The sequence below is a fragment of the Mycobacterium montefiorense genome (assembly GCF_003112775.1).
In the GTDB taxonomy this organism is placed as follows: domain Bacteria; phylum Actinomycetota; class Actinomycetes; order Mycobacteriales; family Mycobacteriaceae; genus Mycobacterium; species Mycobacterium montefiorense.
This window is the reverse complement of sequence record NZ_BFCH01000048.1, coordinates 103,374-123,045: the sequence shown is the minus strand read 5'-3', so window position 1 is coordinate 123,045 and position 19,672 is coordinate 103,374. Positions and strand designations below refer to the sequence as shown.

Here is a 19,672-nt window from a genome sequence, read left to right as displayed (position 1 = left end):
AAATGTGGCAGACTGCCCGCGTGCCCGCCTTCTGTCATTACATGTTCGCTTGGTCGACGGGTGACGGCGCCGTTCGCGGCGAGAAGGATCGGTAGCGGTGTCCGACGAAGAGCCACCGAAGGGCGGCGAGCCCGCGGACGACAAGTCCGAGCAGGTCAAGCAACCCGACAAAGGCGACACCGAGCAACCCGAACCCGAGGGCGACTACTCGTCCGGCGGCAGTATCGAGTTCCAGGATGCGGCGACTACCAAGCCGCGGCCGCCGACGCCCGCCGAAATGCGGGCGCGGGACAAGTACGCCAAAAAGCAGAAGGAACTCGAAGAGGCACGCATCGAGGCCGAGGACAAGCAGCGCCACCAGCGCCGCGTGTTGATGGGTGCCGCGGCCGCTGTCGGCGTGGTCGGTCTCGTTGCCGGCCTTGGATATTGGATGCTCTCGACACCCGATGTCACCGCCCAGTGCGTTCAAGAGGATCCGAACGGTCAACCGATAATCGTGCCGGACAGCTACTGCACCGGACACACGGCGGGGCTCAACGGCTTCTACTATTTCGGTGGCCACCAATACCACTATTACTACGGCAGTTCGGGGTCAGTGGGTTCGCGGCCGATCGGTGGCTCGACCGTCGCGCCCAAGGGCGCCAACATCACCACCAAGTCGGGCACCAGCATTTCGCGCGGCGGCCTGGGTGGCTCGTCCCCCGGGAAGAGCAGCGGCTCGTGAAGCGGGTGCGGGCGCAGCCGCGACCGAACTGGCAGGCGACCGTGGAATCGCAAGGACTGGTGTATGGGACACCCGCGCGCGATGCCAGGGGCCGGGACCGGCCGTATTGGGATGAATCGGTGCACTACGAATTCGAGATGGACGAGATCCTGGCGCTGGAAGCCGATGTCGAACTGCTGCATTCGATGTGCCTGAACGCCGTCGAGCAGGTGGTCCTGATGGAGCGCTACGCGGATTTCGGTCTGCCGGAATGGAGTTGGCAGGCCATCGGCGAATCATGGCGCCGCGCCGACCCGCATGTGTACGGGCGCTTTGACTTACGTTACGACGGGCGACGGCCGGCAGTGCTGCTCGAGTACAACGCCGATACACCCACGACGCTGCTGGAAGCCGCCATCCTGCAATGGTATTGGCTTAAGGACGTTTCCCCGGGCGATGACCAGTGGAACTCATTGCATGAGCAGCTAGTCGCCCGCTGGAAGCAGCTGCGGGATCTGCTGCCCAGCGACGAATTGCACTTGAGCTGGTCCGGCGTGGAAGCCACCGGCGAGGACCAGATCACCACGACCTATATGCAGGAAACCGCCGCGGAGGCCGGCTTTCAGACCGTTGGCCTCACGATTGAGGACCTCGGCTGGGACTCCGCCTTGGAGCGCTTCGTCGACTTGGAAGAGTCGCAGATCCACGCGGTCTTCAAGCTCTACCCGTGGGAGTGGGTGCTCGACGACGAGTTCGGCAAGCACGTGGTGTCCAGCCTGCCGCAGACGGCGTGGATCGAACCACTGTGGAAGACGTTGCTGTCCAACAAGGCAATTCTGGGTGTGCTGTGGGAGATGTACCCGGGACACCCAAATCTGTTGCCCGCCTATATCGATGATCCGCACGAGCTGACCGAGTACGTGCGTAAGCCCAAGCTGGGTCGCGAGGGCTCGAACATCAGCGTCGTCGGCGCCGGGATGGAAACCGCTACCGGCGGCGTCTATGGCGAAGAGGGATACGTCTATCAGTTGCTGGACCCGCTGCCGGAATTCGACGACATGCGTCCCGCGTTGGGTGCGTGGATCGTCGGCGATTCGGCGGCCGGGCTTGGTATCCGCGAGACCGCGGGTCTGATCACCGACGACGGTGCAGCCTTTGTCCCACATCGGATCCCCCAGAAGTGAACTTCTGAGCAAGTGAACGGAGTTGATCGATGACAACAACCATCGTGGCGCTGAATTCGGGCTATTGGGATGCCGGCTATTGGACGGTGCTGGGCCGTGGCGCGGGCGCCATTGTCTTGTACGCGGTCGTCGGCCTGGTGCTGATGCTGGTCGGGTTCTATGCCATCGACCTGACCACACCGGGGCCGCTGCGCAAGATGGTCAACGTGGGAAAGCCGAACGCGATCATTGTGTCCGCCGCCGACATGGTGAGCATGGCGTTGATCGTGGTGCTGGCGATCTACTCGTCGTCCGGCAAGCTGATCGAAGGGCTGGTCGGGTCGGCGGTCTTCGGACTGGTCGGAATCATCGCCCAGGTGATCATGATGCGTATCGCGACCATGGTGATCGGTATCGACATGGACACATTGTTCAACGCCGACGAATTCAGCTATGAGGCATTGATGGTGGCCGCCGCACAGGTCGCGCTCGGCATCGTGGTGGCGGTCGCGATTCTCTAGCGATCCCGCAGGCTTTTCGGGGGGATGGTGGACGCACGCAGCGTCTCTGTGTCGACGGTACCCGGCCGGTACGGCAGCGTCGGTAATCGCGCCGACATCAGCGCGACGGGATCGTCGTGGGTTTCGGTCAGCCCGGAAAGGAACGCCCATTCGTGCTCGTCGCTGCCGAAATAGAGGACGGTGCCGAAGGTTTCACGGAATCGCTGCCAGGAGGTATGTAGGGACTCGTTGCGCCACAGCGTCGGGCAACCGGCCTGAGCGACAACTACATGACTGATGTCGCGGCAGCGCTGCAGAAACTCGGTGTCGTAGAGCCGGTTGTGCTGGGCGGGTTCGGTTCGCTCGTCGGGCAGATCGATGACCGCGATGTCGTATGGCGTGGTGGACCGTTCGACGAATTCCCAGCCGTCGCAGTAGTGCACCGCGACAGGCCCGAATCCTGTTTCTGCTCTGTGCAGTTCGTCCACGGTGTAGCCGTAGGGGAGATGCTGCGCGCACAGCCGAACCGCTTCGCGGTCGATGTCGACGTGGTCGACGTGTGTGGCGCCCGCCGATATCGCCAGCTGGCTGACCACGCCCTCGCCCGACCCGATGACGAGCACGCGATCGATGTCGCCGGCCAGCAGCAGCGCGGGCACCAGCAACGCCTCGTGATAGACGAGCTGACTGAATTCGGTGCTCTGCCGTTCGCCGTCGCTGAACAACGCGACGCCTTGGTGGGTGTGGCCGATCACCAGGTTCTGGAATTCGGTGTCCACGTCGCAGATGACCTTGGAGATATGCCAGCTTCGGGTTAGCCCCGGCGCCAGCGGCTCGACGATCTCCCGACTCTTGTCGGGTGAACCTACGAAATACGTTGGCAGTAAAGGAAACCCATTGAACTCCACCGACGCGTAGCTCGCGGTGTAGGCGCCGGCGTCGTCGATCTCGACCCGATCGCCGGGGCGCAGCGTTACCGGAAGCGGATAGTTTCGGTACAGCACGTCGTCGCCGTCACAGGTCGGCCCGGCGACGACTGCGTCATCGACCCGATCGCCGTCGCGGTCGGTTCGCAGCCGGTACCGGATGTACTCGTTCTCCGTCTCGGCCAGACCACCGTAGCGGCCGATGTCGAGGTACACCCAGCGCCGGTCGTCGGTGCCGGTACGCACCGACACCACCTCGCAGCTGATCGTGCCCGCCGAACCCGCGATCACCCGCCCGGGTTCGACAGCCAGCTGCGGTGGGTCCGCGCCGAAATGCCGGGCCAGCGCCGAGGTGATGACGTCGGCGATGACGTCGAGACCGGGTGCACCGACCGCGTATGCCAGTGGGTAGCCACCGCCGATATTGATCGTGCTGAGTTCTGCTATCGCATCAAAAATTGGGGCGGCACAGCGAATTCCCAACGCCCATGCCTCGGGGTCGAGCTGCTGCGAGCCGACGTGAAAGGACACGCCTTGCGGTTGCAGCCCCAGCAGCCGGGCGCGGTCCAGCAGCCTCGCCGCCGCTTCCGGCGTGCAGCCGAACTTGTGCCCGAATGGCGTCACCGAAGACGGAAAGTCCGGTGCTATACGGCATTCCACCGCCGCGCCTGGGGCGTGCTCGGCGATGGCCGTCATACCCTGCTCGCTGTCGAACGTGAACCGACGGACCCCGCGCGCATACGCCCGGGCAACGTCGGCGGCTTTCTTGACGGTGTTCCCGAACGTCAGCAGGCGGCCGTCGATGCCGGCGGCGTCGCACGCGTCGATCTCGCCGACCGATGCGACGTCGAATGCGGACCCCTGTGCCGCGAGCAGACGCAGGATCTGTTCGGCCGGGTTCGCTTTGACCGCGTAGCGGATCTGCGCGTCGGGCAGTGCGGTGCGCAGCGCCCGGAAGTTCTTGCGCACCTGACCAAGATCGATGCTCAGATACGGTGACTCGGGCACAGGTCGCAGACTAGTACGCGCGGCGGCGTCGTGCCCCGGGGCCGTCGGTCAGGCGTCCGGGTGCGTCGGTAGCGAGAAGTGTTCCGGCGGGACGCTCGGAGCGCTGGGGTTTTGTGACGAAAGCGGTGTGGTGATCCCGTCGAGCACCTCGTTGACGTCCCCGGTCAGCCGGTTGTAGTTCAGCGTTCCATGCGCGAAGTTCTGCGTGATCTGCAGCGGCTCTTGGATTTCGGCGCTGGTCGGCAAGCCAAGCGGTCCGCGTTCGTAGCTCTGCGAGGCCCAGGCGTCATAGATCGCGCCGGTGACGGGCTGTGCTCCGGTCACCGGTGACCAGTACATGGCGCCCTTGGCGAAGGTGGAGTAGCGCCCGTCCCCATCGGCGTTGTCTTCCGGCGAGGTCGGAGCGCCCAGCACGCTGTTCATGCCGCCCATCTCCTGCCAGTGCTGGTAGATGGCCCCGCCCTGCAGCGCCTTGATCAACTCCTCGGGCGGGTCGTTGAAATGGGATGCGATATCCCGGATTTCGTCCATCAGCGCGTAGGCGGCGTTGCCGGGGCAATCGGTGTTACCGACGTCGCGATGGGTGAAGATCGTCGGCAGCGTCGCGAAGGCGCCGGCCGGAAACGTGGTGTAGTGACTACCCGCGGACTCCAAGGTGACCGTGCCCTTGGGGTCGACGCCGTCCATTCCAAGGCGCCAGCCCAGCAACCGCCCGACGGCACGAAGCTGAAGAGGAGTCGGCGGCACGTCGTCGAAGTTGCCGATCATCGCGACACCCCAGGTGTTGCGGTTGAAGCCACCGGTGTGGAAACCCTCGACCGCCTTGGTGAGACCGCCGGCGCTGCCCTCGAACACCTGACCGTACTTGTCGACCAGCGCGTTGTAGGCGATGTCGCACCAGCCCAATGTCTTGCTGTGGTAGGTGTAAATGGCCTTGACGATCCCCGCCGATTCAAGCGGCGAGTAGTCGTTGCTGCCCGCGGTGTGATGGATGACGGCGGCGCGAATCCCGTTGTCGTATTGCGGGCTACCGCATCGCAGCGACTCGTCGGCACCCCACTCCGCGCGGCTGATGATAGGGGGCGCCTGGCCGGGCATCAGTACCCCGGCCGGCGGCGTCCACTGCGTCTTGGCGGGCGCCTGCGGCGGAGAGATCAGGATCGCGGAGATGTTCTGCCCGAAGGGCTGTTCCTTGGAGGCCGGCCGGTATCCGAGATCGTTATCCGACGGTGGCAGTGCGGGCGGCCGGGTCAGCGCGGCGTCGAGCGGCCGGGTGACCGCGATCTGCACGGTGGTCGTGGTCCCCACGAAGAGCGGATCGGTGCTGCGGGGACCTTCGGTGGGGCCGGATTCGCTATCCGATGGCTTGGTGTCGGGAGCCGCGGTCTCGTACTCGGTCTGATACCAGGGGCCCCACGAACCATCGGGGTGCTTCGCACGCACCCGGGTCGAGGTGCCGGCCAGGCCGCCGGTGAGTGCCACCAGAGAAAACGGCGTCCCCTGGGTGAGCTCACGAACCGTGACGCCGCCGCCGAGGCCGATCAGCGGCTGCTCAGCGAGTTGGGTTTCGCGTGGGGACGGCGCGGAGACGGTGGCGCCGCGATCGCGAGTTAAGTCCGCCACCGCCGAAACGATGACAACCGTGGCCGCGACGGCAGTAAGCAACATCGTTGGCGCACGGCTGCGGGACGACACCAGCTGATGTTACGTGTGATTCTGATGTTATCTATGAGGCGACACGAGTTTCCTGGTGTCTAAAACCGCTGCAGAAACTGTTCGACGGCACCGCAGAGGGTGTGCCTCTGCGATGCCGTCAGGTAACAGGACCCCCGAAGCTTTAGACGGGAGGCAGCGCCGGCGGGAGCGCTGCGGCCGCACCCGGCAGGGCGCCAACGGCACCCGGCAGAGCACCAGCCGCACCCGGCAGAGCGCCAGCGGCACCTGCGCCGCCGCGAGCCTGCATGATGGCCGGCATCAGCACGCCCTTGAGCAGGTCGATGGCCTGACCGGCACCCAGCTGGTTGGCGGCCTGCATCACGTCGTTGACGAGACCGCCGCTTGCGCCGCTGCCGCCGCCGGCACCGCCGAGACCCGACGCGCCACCCAGGGTCGACGGGTCACCCAGGATCGGGTAGGTGCCGTCGGCACCCGCGTCCATCGGTGCGCTGATCGGCACCTCACCGGGAGCACCCAGACCGCCGGGGGTGAGCCCGGCGGGGCTGGTCAGCCCCGGGTTGGCAAGCGCCGGGTTCAACCCTGCGCCCGGCGTGGTCGGCATACCGGGCGTGGTCGGCATGCCGGGAGTCGGCACACCGGGCGTCAGCGCGCCGGGCGCGGCACCAGGAGTCAGGCCCGGGCTGGTGAGACCGGGAGTCAGGCCCGGACTCGTCAAGCCTGGGTTCGTCAAGCCCGGGTTCGTCAAGCCCGGAGTGCCCAAGCCGGGAGTGCCCAAGCCGGGAGTGCCCAGACCGGGGCTGGTAAGACCGGGGCTGGTCAGGCCCGAAGTCAGGCCCGCGGTGCCGGTACCGGGACCGGCACCGCCCAGAGCGGGCACCGGGGGCAGATTGATCCCGAACGAGGACAGGCCTTGCGTCAGCGCGCCCACGAGCTCGCCGGGCAGGTCGGTCATGACCGCTGCCTGCTTGAACTCGTGATGCTCCGGCGGCTTGCTGCCAGAAGTCGATTCGTAAACAAGGAAGTAGGCGCAAGGACTCGCCACTGCCAGGGCGGCGACGGCGCTCATGGCTGTCGAGAGCTTGCGACGGCGTCGGTTCGGCACGGAAGTCTCCTCAATCTATCGGTTGTGTCGGCGTGTCCTGCCGGAGTTATCCGGTGGGAACCGCACACAGTCGATGGTACGAGTGAGGAAGGTGTTACTAGAGTGGTGATATTGAATCGTGAGGTTATTGCGACCCTGCGCGTTACGTGTGATTCGGGTCATTGCAAACCAGTCTTCACGTGCCCGAACACCGGCGCCTCAGCCTCGTCAGATGAGGGTGCGCCTCCGGTGTCAGATAGCCTAAGCAACCGATGACCGCTCGTTTTGACCTCCTCGTTGTCGGTTCCGGATTCTTCGGCCTCACCATCGCCGAGCGCGTGGCCAGCCAACTCGGGAAGCGTGTGCTTGTCGTCGAAAGACGCCGGCACCTCGGTGGCAACGCCTATTCCGAGCCCGAGCCGCAGACCGGGATCGAGGTGCACAAGTACGGCGCCCACCTGTTCCACACCTCGAACAAGAGGGTGTGGGATTACGTGCGCCAGTTCACCGAATTCACCAACTACCAACACCGTGTGTTTGCGATGCACAACGGACAGGCCTACCAGTTCCCGATGGGCCTGGGCCTGGTGTCGCAGTTCTTCGGTAAGTACTTCACCCCCGAGCAGGCCCGGCAGCTGATCGCCGAGCAGGCCGCCGAGATTGAAACCGGCGACGCGCAGAACCTCGAGGAAAAAGCCATCTCGCTGATCGGCCGGCCGCTCTACGAGGCTTTCGTGAAGGGCTACACGGCCAAGCAGTGGCAGACCGACCCGAGGGAACTGCCCGCGGCGAACATCACCCGGCTGCCGGTGCGCTACACCTTCGACAACCGCTACTTCAACGACACCTACGAGGGACTGCCGGTCGACGGATACACAGCGTGGCTGCAGAACATGGCCGCCGACGACCGCATCGAGGTCCGCACCGACACCGACTGGTTCGAAGTCCGCGACCAACTGCGGGCCGACAGCCCCGATGCTCCCGTCGTCTACACCGGCCCGCTGGACCGCTACTTCGACTACGTCGAGGGCCGGCTTGGCTGGCGCACCCTGGACTTCGAGCTCGAGGTCTTACCTGTGGGCGATTTCCAGGGCACGCCGGTGATGAACTACAACGATCCCGACGTCCCCTACACCCGCATCCACGAATTCCGTCACTTCCATGTCGAGCGCGACTACCCGACCGACAAAACGGTGATCATGCGGGAGTACTCCCGGTTCGCCGCGGACGACGATGAGCCCTACTATCCGATTAATACCGAAGCCGACCGCGCCCTGTTGGCCGCCTATCGAGCGAGGGTGAAGTCCGAGACCGCCCCTTCGAAGGTGCTTTTCGGGGGGCGGTTGGGCACCTATCAGTATCTGGATATGCATATGGCGATTGCCAGCGCACTGAACATGTACGACAACACCCTGGCGCCACACCTGCGCGACGGCGCCGCTTTAGCCGAAGAAGAGGAAGGCGCGCGCGGATGAGTGCCGTGAGCTTGCTGTCCCGAATCATCTTGCCGCGTCCGGGTGAACCGCTCGACGTGCGCAAGCTCTACCTCGAGGAGTCGACCACCAACTCCCGGCGTGCGCATGCGACCGGCCGTACCTCGCTGGAGATCGGCAAGGAGTCCGAGGTCTCGTTCGCCACCTACTTCAATGCCTTCCCGGCGAGCTATTGGCGCCGCTGGTCGATCTGCAAATCGGTGGTGCTGCGCGTCGAGCTGACCGGAACCGGACGCGTCGACCTGTACCGGACCAAGGCCACCGGGGTGCGGATCTCGGTGGAGGGCCGCGCGTTCGTCGGCACCGAGGATCAGCCGGCCGTCGTCGAGATCGAGGTGCCACTCAAGTCGTTCGAGGATGGCGGCTGGATCTGGTTCGACATCACCACCGACACCGCGGTCAACTTGGTGAGCGGAGGCTGGTACGCGACCGAACCCGCTCCGGGCACGGCCAACATCGCCGTCGGTATCCCGACGTTCAACCGGCCCGCGGACTGTGTGAACGCGCTGGCCGACCTCACCGCAGACCCCTTGGTGGACAAGGTAATTGGTGCGGTGATCGTTCCAGACCAGGGAACCCGCAAGGTGCGCGAGCACCCGGACTTTCCGGCGGCGGCGGCGGGCCTGGGTAGTCGGCTCTCCATCCACAACCAGCCCAACCTCGGCGGGTCCGGTGGCTACAGCCGGGTGATGTACGAGGCGCTGAAAAACACTGACTGCCAACAGATTCTGTTCATGGACGACGACATTCGCATCGAGCCGGACACGATCCTGCGGGTCTTGGCGATGAACCGCTTCGCCAAGACGCCGATGCTGATCGGCGGTCAGATGCTCAATCTGCAGGAGCCGTCGCACCTGCACATCATGGGCGAGGTCGTCAACGAATCGAACTTCATGTGGACCGCCGCGCCGCACACCGAATACGACCACGACTTCGCCGAATTCCCGTTGAGCGACAAGAGCGATCGCAGCGCGCTGCTGCACCGGCGCATCGACGTCGACTTCAACGGCTGGTGGACATGCATGATCCCGCGCCAAGTCGCCGAGGAGCTCGGCCAGCCGCTGCCGCTGTTCATCAAGTGGGACGACGCGGAATATGGCCTGCGCGCCGGCGAGCACGGCTACCCGACCGTCACGCTGCCCGGCGCCGCGATCTGGCACATGGCCTGGAGCGACAAGGACGACGCCATCGACTGGCAGGCCTACTTCCACCTGCGCAATCGGCTGGTGGTCGCGGCCATGCACTGGGACGGCGACATCACCGGCCTGGTCCGTAGCCACCTCAAGGCGACACTGAAACACCTTGCCTGCCTTGAATATTCAACGGTTGTGATCCAGAACAGGGCCATCGACGACTTCCTCGCCGGCCCGGAGCACATCTTCTCGATTCTGGAATCGGGGCTGCCGGAAGTGCATCGGCTGCGCAAGGAGTACCCGGACGCCGTCGTGCTGCCGGCGGCGACCGAGCTGCCCGCACCGCTGAATCAGAGCAAGGCGATGAAGCCGCCGGTGAACCCGGTGTCCATCGCTTACCGGCTGGCCCGCGGGATATTGCACAACCTCACCGCCGCCGACCCGGAAAGCCACCGCCGCCCGGAGTTCAACGTGCCGACCCAGGACGCGCGCTGGTTCCGGCTATGCACCGTCGACGGTGTCACCGTCACCACCGCCGATGGCTGCGGCGTGGTCTACCGGCAGCGTGATCGGCGCAAGATGTTCACGCTGCTACTGAAGTCGCTGCGCCGCCAGCGTCAGCTGTTGAGCCGATTCGACGAGATGCGCCGGGTGTACCGGGAAGCGTTGCCGGTGCTGTCCAGCAAGCAGAAGTGGGAGACGGTGCTACTGCCCCAGACGAGCCAGCCGACCGGACAAAAGTCGAAACATGGATGAAGCGGCGCCGCGCGGCGAAGTCGCCGCGATGGTGGCCGTGCAGGCGGCGCTGGCAGACCGGCCCGGCGTGTTGGCCACCGCCCGTGGCATGTCCCACTTCGGTGAGCACAGCGTCGGTTGGCTGATCGTGCAGTTCCTCGGTGCGTTGTTGATCCGGCGCCGACGCCGGGAGTGGCTGGTAGCCGCCGGCGGCACGTTTTCCGCGCACGCGGCCGCCGTGCTGATCAAACGGATGGTGCGCCGTAAACGCCCACATCATCCGGCCGTCGCGGTCAATGTCGGCACCCCCAGCCAACTGAGCTTCCCGTCGGCGCATGCCACCTCCACCACGGCCGCGGCCGTTTTGATGGGCCGGGCCACCGATCTGCCGTTGCCCGTGCTGCTGGTTCCGCCGATGGCGCTGTCACGGATACTGCTGGGCGTGCACTATCCCAGCGACGTTGCTTTCGGCGTGGCGCTCGGCGCCGCGGTCGCCCGCCTTGCACTCTGGCTCGATAGAAAGTCGAGATAGGTGTGGCCGAAATGAGTGAAGACGTGGCGACCGGACAACCCCCGGCGAATTTGATCATCGGGGTGATCAAGGCGATGCGCCCGCGGCAATGGGTGAAGAACGTGTTGGTGGCGGCCGCGCCGGTCGCCGCGGCCGGCCGTGGAGTCCGTTACGACTACGCCGAAGTGGCGACCAAGGTGGGCGTGGCGTTTGTCGTGTTCTGCCTGGCGGCCTCGGCGATCTACCTGATCAATGACGTCCGCGACGTCCAGGCCGACCGGGAACACCCCACCAAGCGATTCCGGCCGATCGCGGCCGGCGTGGTTCCCGAATGGCTGGCCTACACCCTGGCCGTGGTGCTGGGCACCGCGTCGCTGGGCATCGCCTGGTGGCTGACACCGAACCTGGCCGTGGTGATGGCCATCTATATCGGCATGCAGCTGGCGTACTGCTTCGGCCTCAAACACCAAGCGGTGCTGGACATCTGCATCGTCTCCTCGGCCTATCTGATCCGGGCCATCGCCGGCGGCGCGGCCGCCGACATCCCGCTGTCCCAGTGGTTCCTGCTGATCATGGCGTTCGGGTCGCTGTTCATGGCGGCCGGCAAGCGCTACGCCGAACTGCAGTTGGCGGAGCGGACCGGAGCCGCGATCCGCAAGTCGCTGGAGAGCTACACCAGTACCTATCTGCGGTTCGTCTGGACGATGTCGGCCACGGCCTTCGTGATGTGTTACGGGTTGTGGGCGTTCGAGCGGGACCGGGGTTCAGGCTCCTGGTACGCGGTGTCGATGGTCCCGCTGACCATCGCGGTCCTGCGCTACGCGGTCGACGTCGACGGCGGGCTGGCCGGTGAGCCCGAAGAAATCGCGCTGCGTGACCGGGTGTTGCAGCTGCTGTTCCTAGCGTGGATCGCAACAGTTGGTGCCGCGGTTGCCTTCGGCTAGCCCCGGTCTGGAGGCCATCAAGCGCGAGTTGATGCGCCGCCGGCCCAGGGTCAGGCGGGGTGGCCGACAGCCCTTCCCGTACGACACCGTGACCCGGGTCAGCCTGTGGATCAGTGTGGCGATTGTCGCGGTGCTCTTCGGGTGGGGAGCCTGGCAGCGACGCTGGATCGCCGACGACGGACTGATCGTGTTGCGCACCGTGCGCAACCTGTTGGCCGGCAACGGGCCGGTTTTCAACCAGGGCGAGCGGGTCGAGGCGAATACCTCGACGGCGTGGACCTACCTGATGTACGTCGGAAGCTGGGTCGGTGGACCGGTGCGCATGGAGTACGTGGCGCTGACGCTGGCGCTGATCCTTTCCGTGCTGGGTGTGGCGCTGCTGATGCTGGGCGCCGGCCGCCTATACGCCCCCAGCTTGCGGGGGCGACGGGCGATCATGCTGCCCGCCGGGGTGCTGGTCTACATTGCGCTGCCACCGGCGCGTGACTTCGCCACCTCCGGCCTCGAGAGTGGGCTGGCCCTGGCCTACCTGGGGTTGCTGTGGTGGATGATGGTCCGCTGGTCGCAGGCGCTGCGAAACCGTCCAGACAACGAGGTGTTCACCGGTCTGCTGGCGTTCGTCGCGGGGTTCAGTGTTCTGGTGCGACCCGAGCTGGCGTTGATGGGCGGGCTGGCGCTGATCATGATGCTGATCGCGGCCCGGACCTGGCGCCGTCGGACGCTGATCGTGGTGGCCGGCGGGTTCCTGCCGGTGGCCTACCAAATCTTCCGGATGGGCTACTACGGGCTGCTGGTTCCCGGGACGGCTCTGGCCAAGGATGCCGCTGGTGACAAGTGGTCTCAGGGCATGACCTATCTGTCGAACTTCGTCTCGCCCTACGCCGTCTGGCTGCCGGTGCTGCTGCTGGTGCCGCTGGGGCTGCTGCTGTCGGGTGCCCGGCGCCGCCCGTCGTTCTTACGCCCGATGCTCGCGCCCAATTACGGCCGGCTGGCTCATGCGGTGCAGAGCCCACCCGCGGTGGTGGCATTTGTCCTCGTGAGCGGGCTGCTGCAGGCGCTGTACTGGACCCGTCAGGGCGGCGATTTCATGCATGCGCGGGTGCTGTTGGCGCCGCTATTTTGTTTGCTGGCCCCCGTCGCCGTCATCCCCGTGCTGATCCCCGACGGGCAGGACTACTCGCGCGAGACGGGTTACTGGTTGGCCGGTGCCGCCAGCGCGCTCTGGCTCGGCATCGCGGGCTGGTCGCTGTGGGCAGCAAACTCACCGGGGATGGGCTACGACGCCACCCACGTGGCCTACACCGGCATCGTCGACGAGCGCCGCTTCTATGCGCAGGCGACCGGGCACGCGCACCCGCTGACCGCCGCCGATTACCTGGACTACCCGAGGATGGCGGCCGTGCTGGCCGCGCTGGACAACACTCCGGACGGGGCGTTGTTGCTGCCGTCGGGCAACTACATCCAGTGGGACATCGTGCCGCAACTGCAGCCGCCACCTCCGGCGCCCGGCAGCCCTGCCGATAGCAGGCCGCCGCAAAAGCCGCAGCATGCAGTGTTTTTCACGAACTTGGGCATGCTGGGCATGAACGTCGGGCTCGACGTCCGAGTGATCGACCAAATCGGTTTGGCGAACCCGCTCGCCCAGCACACGCAGCGCCTCACGCACGGCAGGATCGGGCACGACAAAAACCTCTTCCCGGACTGGGTGATCGCCGACGGCCCGTGGGTGAAGGTATATCCGGGGATTCCGGGCTACCTGGACGCGAATTGGGTCGCCCAGGCCGTGGCGGCGCTGCAATGCCCCGAGACCAAGGCGATGCTGGCGTCGGTGCGCGCCCCGATGTCGCTGCACCGGTTCTTCTCAAACTTCTTGCACTCCTTTGAATTCACCGCCTACCGGATCGACCGGGTCCCGCTCTACGAGCTCGCCCGGTGCGGTCTTCCGGTCCCCGAGCCGAGTCCCCCGCCCCCGCGCGAGTGAATATTGCGGGGATAAATCTCACAGATCTCGAACGCGGCACAATTTTCGCTTCCTGATGCTGACAGCAAATTCACATTTGCACGTTCACCTGTTGCGTTCACCGTCCGGCACATGCGGAAATGTTGCTCTAAGCTTTGGTGCCCGGCCTGAAAACCCCAAGAAATCACGGCCGGACGAGGGTTTGCGGAACCGTCTCAATGAGAGCCCGCGCGGGTTGGTGTGGTTCACTACAAGAGCACTGCTGCGCGGAGATCGCATGCAGTTCGACCCCAATCAACGACGCGTCCTGATGTTGGGTGCGCCGAGAAGATGAGGAAGCAAGGATGACGTTTGTTGACAGGTTTCGCGGCGCCGTGGCACGCATGCCACGCCGGCTCGCGGTGGGAGCCGTAGGCGCGGCCCTGCTTTCGGGTCTGATTGGCGTCGTGGGGGGCCCGGCGACCGCAGGGGCGTTCTCTCGCCCAGGTCTGCCGGTGGAGTACCTGCAGGTTCCCTCGGCCGCAATGGGCCGCGACATCAAGGTCCAGTTCCAGAGCGGTGGCGCGAACTCGCCCGGGCTGTACCTGCTCGACGGCATGCGCGCTCAGGACGACTTCAACGGTTGGGACATCAACACCCCCGCCTTCGAGTGGTACAACCAGTCGGGCATCTCGGTCGTGATGCCCGTCGGTGGCCAGTCCAGCTTCTACTCCGACTGGTACAAGCCCGCCTGCGGTAAGGCCGGTTGCACCACCTACAAGTGGGAGACCTTCCTGACCAGCGAGTTGCCGCAGTACCTGTCGGCGCAGAAGCAGGTCAAGCCGACCGGCGGCGCGGCCGTCGGTCTGTCGATGGCCGGGTCGTCGGCGCTGATCCTGGCTGCCTACCACCCCGACCTGTTCCCATACGCCGGCTCGCTTTCGGCGCTGCTGGACCCGTCGCAGGGGATGGGCCCGTCGCTGATCGGCCTTGCCATGGGTGACGCCGGCGGCTACAAGAAGGACGATATGTGGGGCCCGACCGACGGTGGGGCGTGGCAGCGTAACGACCCGTCGTTGCAGGTCGGCAAGCTGGTCTCGAACAACACCCGAATCTGGGTGTACTGCGGTAACGGCAAGCCGTCCGACCTCGGTGGCGACAACCTGCCCGCCAAGTTCCTGGAAGGCTTCGTGCGGACCAGCAACCTGAAGTTCCAGGACGCCTACAACGCGGCCGGTGGTCACAACGCGGTGTGGAACTTCGACGCCAACGGAACCCACGACTGGCCCTACTGGGGCTCGCAGCTGCACGCGATGCTGCCTGACCTGCAGTCGGCGCTGGGCGCCACCCCGGGCGCCGGCCCGGCCACGGCTTCCAACGCAGGTTCCACTCAGGGCACCTAGTCCGGCAGCGAAAAACCAAAGCAAAACAGCTAACGGCGGCGATCCTCACGGGTCGCCGCCGTTAGCTATCCGCGTGGCCGTCGTCGGGTGTGGTCCATTTCACTACCCTGCGGGTCGGCTTCACTTCAGCCCTGGTTACTGTGCAAACACAGCGACGACATGATGGAGGGTCACATGGGTAACGTGCGGGGTCTGTCAGCGCTTCTGCGGGTGCTTTGCGTTGCCGCGCTAACACTGGGGTTCGGCGGTGTGGCGACGGGAATGACGGGCAAGGCTGCAGCGGCCAGTTACGAGACGCTGATGGTGCCCTCGGGCGCCATGGGCCGCGATATCCCGGTCGCCTTCCTGGCGGGTGGTCCGCACGCGGTGTATCTGTTGGACGCGTTCAACGCCGCCCCGGACGTCAGCAACTGGGTGACCGCGGGTAACGCGATGAACACGCTGGGTGGCAAGGGGATCTCGGTGGTGGCGCCCGCTGGGGGTGCCTGGAGCATGTACACCAACTGGGAGCAGGACGGCAGCAAGCAATGGGACACATTCCTGTCCAGCGAACTACCCGACTGGCTGGCGGCCAATAAGGGGCTGGCACCCGGTGGCCACGCCGCCGTCGGCGCCTCCCAGGGTGGCTATGCCGCGATGGCGCTGGCCGCCTTCCACCCCGACCGGTTCGGCTTCGCCGGCTCGCTGTCCGGATTCCTCTACCCGTCCAACACCACCACGGGTGGCGCGATCCTGGCCGGCCTGCAGCAGTTCGGCGGCGTGGACGGCAACGGCATGTGGGGAGCCCCGCAGCTGGGCCGGTGGAAGTGGCACGACCCTTACGTGCACGCCGCGCTGCTGGCGCAGAACAACACCCGGGTATGGGTCTGGAGCCCGACCAACATGGGCGGCGATGCGGCCGCGATGATCGGGCAAGCCGGTGAGGCGATGGGCAACAGCCGGATGTTCTACTCGCAGTACCGCAACGACGGCGGGCACAACGGCCACTTCGACTTCCCGGGTGGCGGCGACAACGGCTGGGGCTCGTGGTCGGGACAGCTGGGTGCGATGTCGGGCGACATCGTGGGCGCGATCCGCTAGCCACCCGGCTTCGCTGGCAGCAGGGACGGCGCCGCGCGCTCAGCCGGTACCGTGTATTGAGTGCAGCAGGGCCGGGATGGCCGCTTGTCTGTATTCGAGGAGCGACCCGCCGACTCTGCTAGCAGGAGAACATGAGCACGAACGCCCAGCGCAACAGGCGCCGCCGGATCCTCGCCTGGGTGGCCGCGCTCAGCATGGCCGGGGTCGTGCTGTTGGTGATCGTGGCGGTCGTGACCATGCTGCGCAGCACCGAATCACCGCCCAGCGCGGTGCCGCCGGGCGTGCTGCCGCCGTCCTCGACGACGACGCATCCGCACAAGCCGCGGCCCGCTACGCAGGACGCTTCTTGCCCCGACGTAGAGCTGATGGTGATCCCCGGGACGTGGGAGTCATCCCCGCAGGACGATCCCCTCAACCCGGTGCAGTTTCCTAATGCGTTGCTGCACAAGCTGACCGGGGCGATCAGCGCGCAGTTCCCGCCCTCGCGGGTGCTGACCTACACCGTCCCCTACACGGCGCAGTTCCATAACCCGTTGAGCTCCGACACGCAAATGTCCTACAACGAAAGTCGGGCGGAAGGCACCCGCGCGGCCGTCCAAGCGCTGACCGACATGAACAACAAGTGCCCGTTGACCAGCTATGTGCTGGTGGGTTTTTCGCAGGGCGCGGTGATCGCCGGCGACATCGCCAGCGATGTCGGCAACGGCCGCGGACCCGTCGACGACGACCTGGTGCTCGGGGTGACGGTGATCGCCGACGGCCGCCGCCAGCAGGGCGTCGGCAACGACATCGGGCCCAACCCGCCGGGCGAGGGCGCCGAGGTCACGCTGCACGAGGTGCCGATGTTGTCCGGGCTCGGTTTGACGATGACCGGTGCGCGGCCCGGCGGCTTCGGCGATCTCAACGCCAAGACCAACGAGATCTGCGCGCCGGGTGATCTGATTTGCGCCGCTCCGAACGAGGCGTTCAGCGTCGCGAACCTGCCGAATACACTCAACACGCTGGCCGGCGGTGCGGGCCAGCCGATCCACGCCATGTACGCCACCACCCAGTTCTGGAATCTGGACGGCGCCGCGGCCACGGATTGGACGTTGAACTGGACGCGTAATCTCATCGAAAATGCGCCACATCCCAAGCATGGGTGACCGCCCGGGTGGCCGCGGACAAAGCCGGACGGCGCGGGGGGTAGCTGGACGAGGGGACACAGCGGTTAGGTCGGCCGTACCGGGGGCAATCGGCGGTACCTTGAGATTTGGTCTGCTGCGCGCCGACGCCTAACATTAAGAGAAAACTAAGAGTTATCAGAGTTTGTCGGTTCCTGACCGGGTCGAAGCTCGCACGGACCGGCGCAGTTTGCGCTGTGCACGAAGCCGGCCCGCGCAGGGAAATCGTCGGCGAGGCCGACAACTAGGACCGCCGGAGTAGCTGGCCGGCGAGTGTGTAACAGGAGAGGGCGGCATGGCGTACCACAACCCGTTCATTGTGAACGGTCGAATCAAGTTCCCGGATAACACGAACCTGGTTCGTCACGTTGAGAAGTGGGCGAAGGTTCGTGGCAGCAAGTTGGCCTATCGATTCATTGACTACTCCACCGAGCGCGACGGTGTCGAGCGCGACATCGTCTGGTCCGACTTCAGCGTCCGCAACCGTGCCGTGGGTGCTCGTCTGCAGCAGGTCACGCAGCCCGGTGATCGCATCGCCATCCTGTGCCCGCAGAACCTGGACTACCTCGTTTCCTTCTTTGGCGCGCTGTACTCGGGCCGCATCGCGGTTCCGCTGTTCGACCCGGCCGAGCCGGGCCATATCGGCCGGTTACACGCGGTGCTCGACGACTGCTCCCCCTCGACGATCCTGACCACCACCGACTCCGCCGAAGGCGTCCGCAAATTCATCCGCGCTCGGGCGGCCAAGGAACGGCCCCGGGTGATCGCTGTCGACGCGGTGCCCGACGAGGTTGCCGCCACCTGGGTAGAGCCGGAGGCAGACGAGAACACCACCGCCTACCTGCAGTACACCTCGGGCTCCACCCGGACACCGACCGGCGTGCAGATCAGCCACCTGAACCTGCCCACCAATGTGCTGCAGGTGCTGCAGGCCTTGGAGGGCACCGAGGGTGACCGCGGCCTGTCCTGGCTGCCGCTCTTCCACGACATGGGCTTGATCACGGCGCTGTTGGCGCCGGTACTCGGTCAAAGCTTCACCATCATGACGCCCGCTGCGTTCGTCCGCCGGCCCGGCCGCTGGATTCGCGAGCTGGCGCGTAAGCCCGGCGAGACGGGCGGCGTTTTCTCGGCCGCGCCGAACTTTGCCTTCGAACACGCCGCGGTTCGCGGCCTGCCCCGTGACGACGAGCCGCCACTGGACCTGAGCAACGTCAAAGGCATCCTCAACGGCAGCGAGCCGGTATCGCCGGCGTCGATGCGCAAGTTCTACGAGGCGTTTGCGCCCTACGGTTTGCCGGAGACGGCAATCAAACCGTCTTACGGCCTGGCCGAGGCGACGCTGTTCGTTTCGACCACCCCGCCCAACACCGCACCGACGGTCATCCATGTAGACCGCGACGAGCTGAACAACCACCGCTTCGTCGAGGTGGCTCCCGACGCGCCGACCGCCGTCGCGCAGGTCTCCGCGGGACGGATTGGTGTCGACGAATGGGCCGTCATCGTCGATCCCGACACCGCCAGCGAGGTGCCTGACGAGCACATCGGCGAGATCTGGCTGCACGGCAAGAATCTGGGCGTCGGCTACTGGGGTAAGGAAGCCGAGACCACCGAGACTTTCCGCAATATCCTCAAGTCGCGCGTTCCCGAGTCCCACGCCGAAGGTGCGGCTGACGACGGGCTGTGGGTACGCACCGGCGACTACGGCACCTACTTCAACGGCGACCTCTATATAGCGGGCCGTATCAAGGACCTGGTCATCATCGACGGGCGTAACCACTACCCCCAGGATCTTGAGTATTCGGCGCAGGAGGCCAGCAAGGCGCTGCGCACCGGATATGTGGCCGCCTTCTCGGTCCCGGCCAACCAGCTACCGCAAGAGGTGTTCGACAACCCGCACGCCGGGCTCAAGTTCGACGCGGAGGACACCTCCGAGCAGCTGGTGATCGTCGCCGAGCGTGCGGCCGGCACGCACAAGCTCGACTACCAACCCATCGCAGACGACATTCGCGCGGCCATCGCCGTGCGTCACGGGGTCACGATCCGTGACCTGCTGCTGGTGCAGTCGGGGACGATTCCCCGCACCTCCAGCGGCAAGATCGGGCACCGCGCCTGCCGCGCCGCCTATCTCGACGGCAGTCTGCGCAGCGGTGTCGGCTCCCCGACCGCTTTCGCCACCGCAACAGACTGAATTCAGGAACCATGGCTGACACAGA

The 19,672-nt window shown here is 65.8% G+C and carries 15 protein-coding genes; 12 read left to right on the top strand and 3 right to left on the bottom strand.

Annotated features, from left to right (window positions below):
- Positions 1 to 97: 97 nt before the first annotated feature.
- From DB708_RS26420 to DB708_RS26410, 3 genes are read left to right on the top strand one after another with little or no spacing between them, the layout of a single operon-like run.
- Positions 98 to 724, top strand: coding sequence for a hypothetical protein (locus tag DB708_RS26420; protein ID WP_235616963.1), 627 nt, complete (start codon positions 98 to 100; stop codon positions 722 to 724).
- Positions 721 to 1,887: a glutathionylspermidine synthase family protein gene (locus DB708_RS26415; RefSeq protein WP_108926408.1), complete on the top strand. Its 1,167-nt coding sequence runs from the start codon at positions 721 to 723 to the stop codon at positions 1,885 to 1,887. The genes DB708_RS26420 and DB708_RS26415 overlap by 4 nt, the downstream gene beginning before the upstream one ends.
- A 29-nt stretch (positions 1,888 to 1,916) precedes the next feature.
- On the top strand, positions 1,917 to 2,387 hold the full coding sequence (locus DB708_RS26410; protein ID WP_108926407.1) for a DUF350 domain-containing protein: 471 nt from the start codon (positions 1,917 to 1,919) through the stop codon (positions 2,385 to 2,387).
- Here DB708_RS26410 and DB708_RS28125 read toward each other — a convergent pair.
- The 3 genes from DB708_RS28125 to DB708_RS26390 form a co-directional block, all read right to left on the bottom strand.
- A complete protein-coding gene (locus tag DB708_RS28125; RefSeq protein WP_272889280.1) occupies positions 2,384 to 4,300 on the bottom strand; it encodes an alanine racemase in 1,917 nt (638 codons plus the stop codon). The two genes, DB708_RS26410 and DB708_RS28125, sit on opposite strands and share 4 nt — an antisense overlap.
- 48 nt (positions 4,301 to 4,348) lie before the next feature.
- Positions 4,349 to 5,995, bottom strand: a complete 1,647-nt coding sequence (locus DB708_RS26395; protein WP_201263630.1) for an LGFP repeat-containing protein — start codon at positions 5,993 to 5,995, stop codon at positions 4,349 to 4,351.
- Between the two features lie 142 nt (positions 5,996 to 6,137).
- The gene (locus DB708_RS26390; RefSeq protein WP_201263629.1) at positions 6,138 to 7,079 is read right to left on the bottom strand and encodes a PirG; all 942 of its coding nucleotides are present in this window, start codon (positions 7,077 to 7,079) and stop codon (positions 6,138 to 6,140) included.
- Positions 7,080 to 7,330: 251 nt separating this feature from the next.
- Here DB708_RS26390 and glf point away from each other — a divergent pair, with 251 nt between their 5' ends.
- The 9 genes from glf (at position 7,331) to fadD32 (ending at position 19,647) form a co-directional block, all read left to right on the top strand.
- Positions 7,331 to 8,533 (top strand): UDP-galactopyranose mutase, encoded by a 1,203-nt coding sequence (glf, locus tag DB708_RS26385; protein WP_108926404.1) that lies wholly within the window; start codon positions 7,331 to 7,333, stop codon positions 8,531 to 8,533.
- On the top strand, positions 8,530 to 10,440 hold the full coding sequence (locus DB708_RS26380) for a glycosyltransferase (RefSeq protein ID WP_108926403.1): 1,911 nt from the start codon (positions 8,530 to 8,532) through the stop codon (positions 10,438 to 10,440). The genes glf and DB708_RS26380 overlap by 4 nt, the downstream gene beginning before the upstream one ends.
- Positions 10,433 to 10,951: a phosphatase PAP2 family protein gene (locus DB708_RS26375; protein ID WP_201263628.1), complete on the top strand. Its 519-nt coding sequence runs from the start codon at positions 10,433 to 10,435 to the stop codon at positions 10,949 to 10,951. Before DB708_RS26380 ends, DB708_RS26375 begins: the two co-directional genes overlap by 8 nt.
- A gap of 11 nt (positions 10,952 to 10,962) precedes the next feature.
- A complete protein-coding gene (locus DB708_RS26370; protein WP_108926518.1) occupies positions 10,963 to 11,874 on the top strand; it encodes a decaprenyl-phosphate phosphoribosyltransferase in 912 nt (303 codons plus the stop codon).
- On the top strand, positions 11,861 to 13,855 hold the full coding sequence (gene aftB, locus DB708_RS26365) for a terminal beta-(1->2)-arabinofuranosyltransferase (protein ID WP_272889278.1): 1,995 nt from the start codon (positions 11,861 to 11,863) through the stop codon (positions 13,853 to 13,855). The genes DB708_RS26370 and aftB overlap by 14 nt, the downstream gene beginning before the upstream one ends.
- Before the next feature lie 323 nt (positions 13,856 to 14,178).
- A complete protein-coding gene (locus DB708_RS26360; protein WP_108926401.1) occupies positions 14,179 to 15,216 on the top strand; it encodes an esterase family protein in 1,038 nt (345 codons plus the stop codon).
- 183 nt (positions 15,217 to 15,399) lie between these two features.
- Positions 15,400 to 16,296: an esterase family protein gene (locus DB708_RS26355; RefSeq protein WP_108926517.1), complete on the top strand. Its 897-nt coding sequence runs from the start codon at positions 15,400 to 15,402 to the stop codon at positions 16,294 to 16,296.
- A gap of 131 nt (positions 16,297 to 16,427) precedes the next feature.
- On the top strand, positions 16,428 to 17,441 hold the full coding sequence (culp6, locus tag DB708_RS26350) for a carboxylesterase Culp6 (RefSeq protein WP_108926400.1): 1,014 nt from the start codon (positions 16,428 to 16,430) through the stop codon (positions 17,439 to 17,441).
- Positions 17,442 to 17,754: 313 nt separating this feature from the next.
- Positions 17,755 to 19,647, top strand: a complete 1,893-nt coding sequence (gene fadD32, locus DB708_RS26345; protein ID WP_108926399.1) for a long-chain-fatty-acid--AMP ligase FadD32 — start codon at positions 17,755 to 17,757, stop codon at positions 19,645 to 19,647.
- Positions 19,648 to 19,672: the final 25 nt, after the last annotated feature.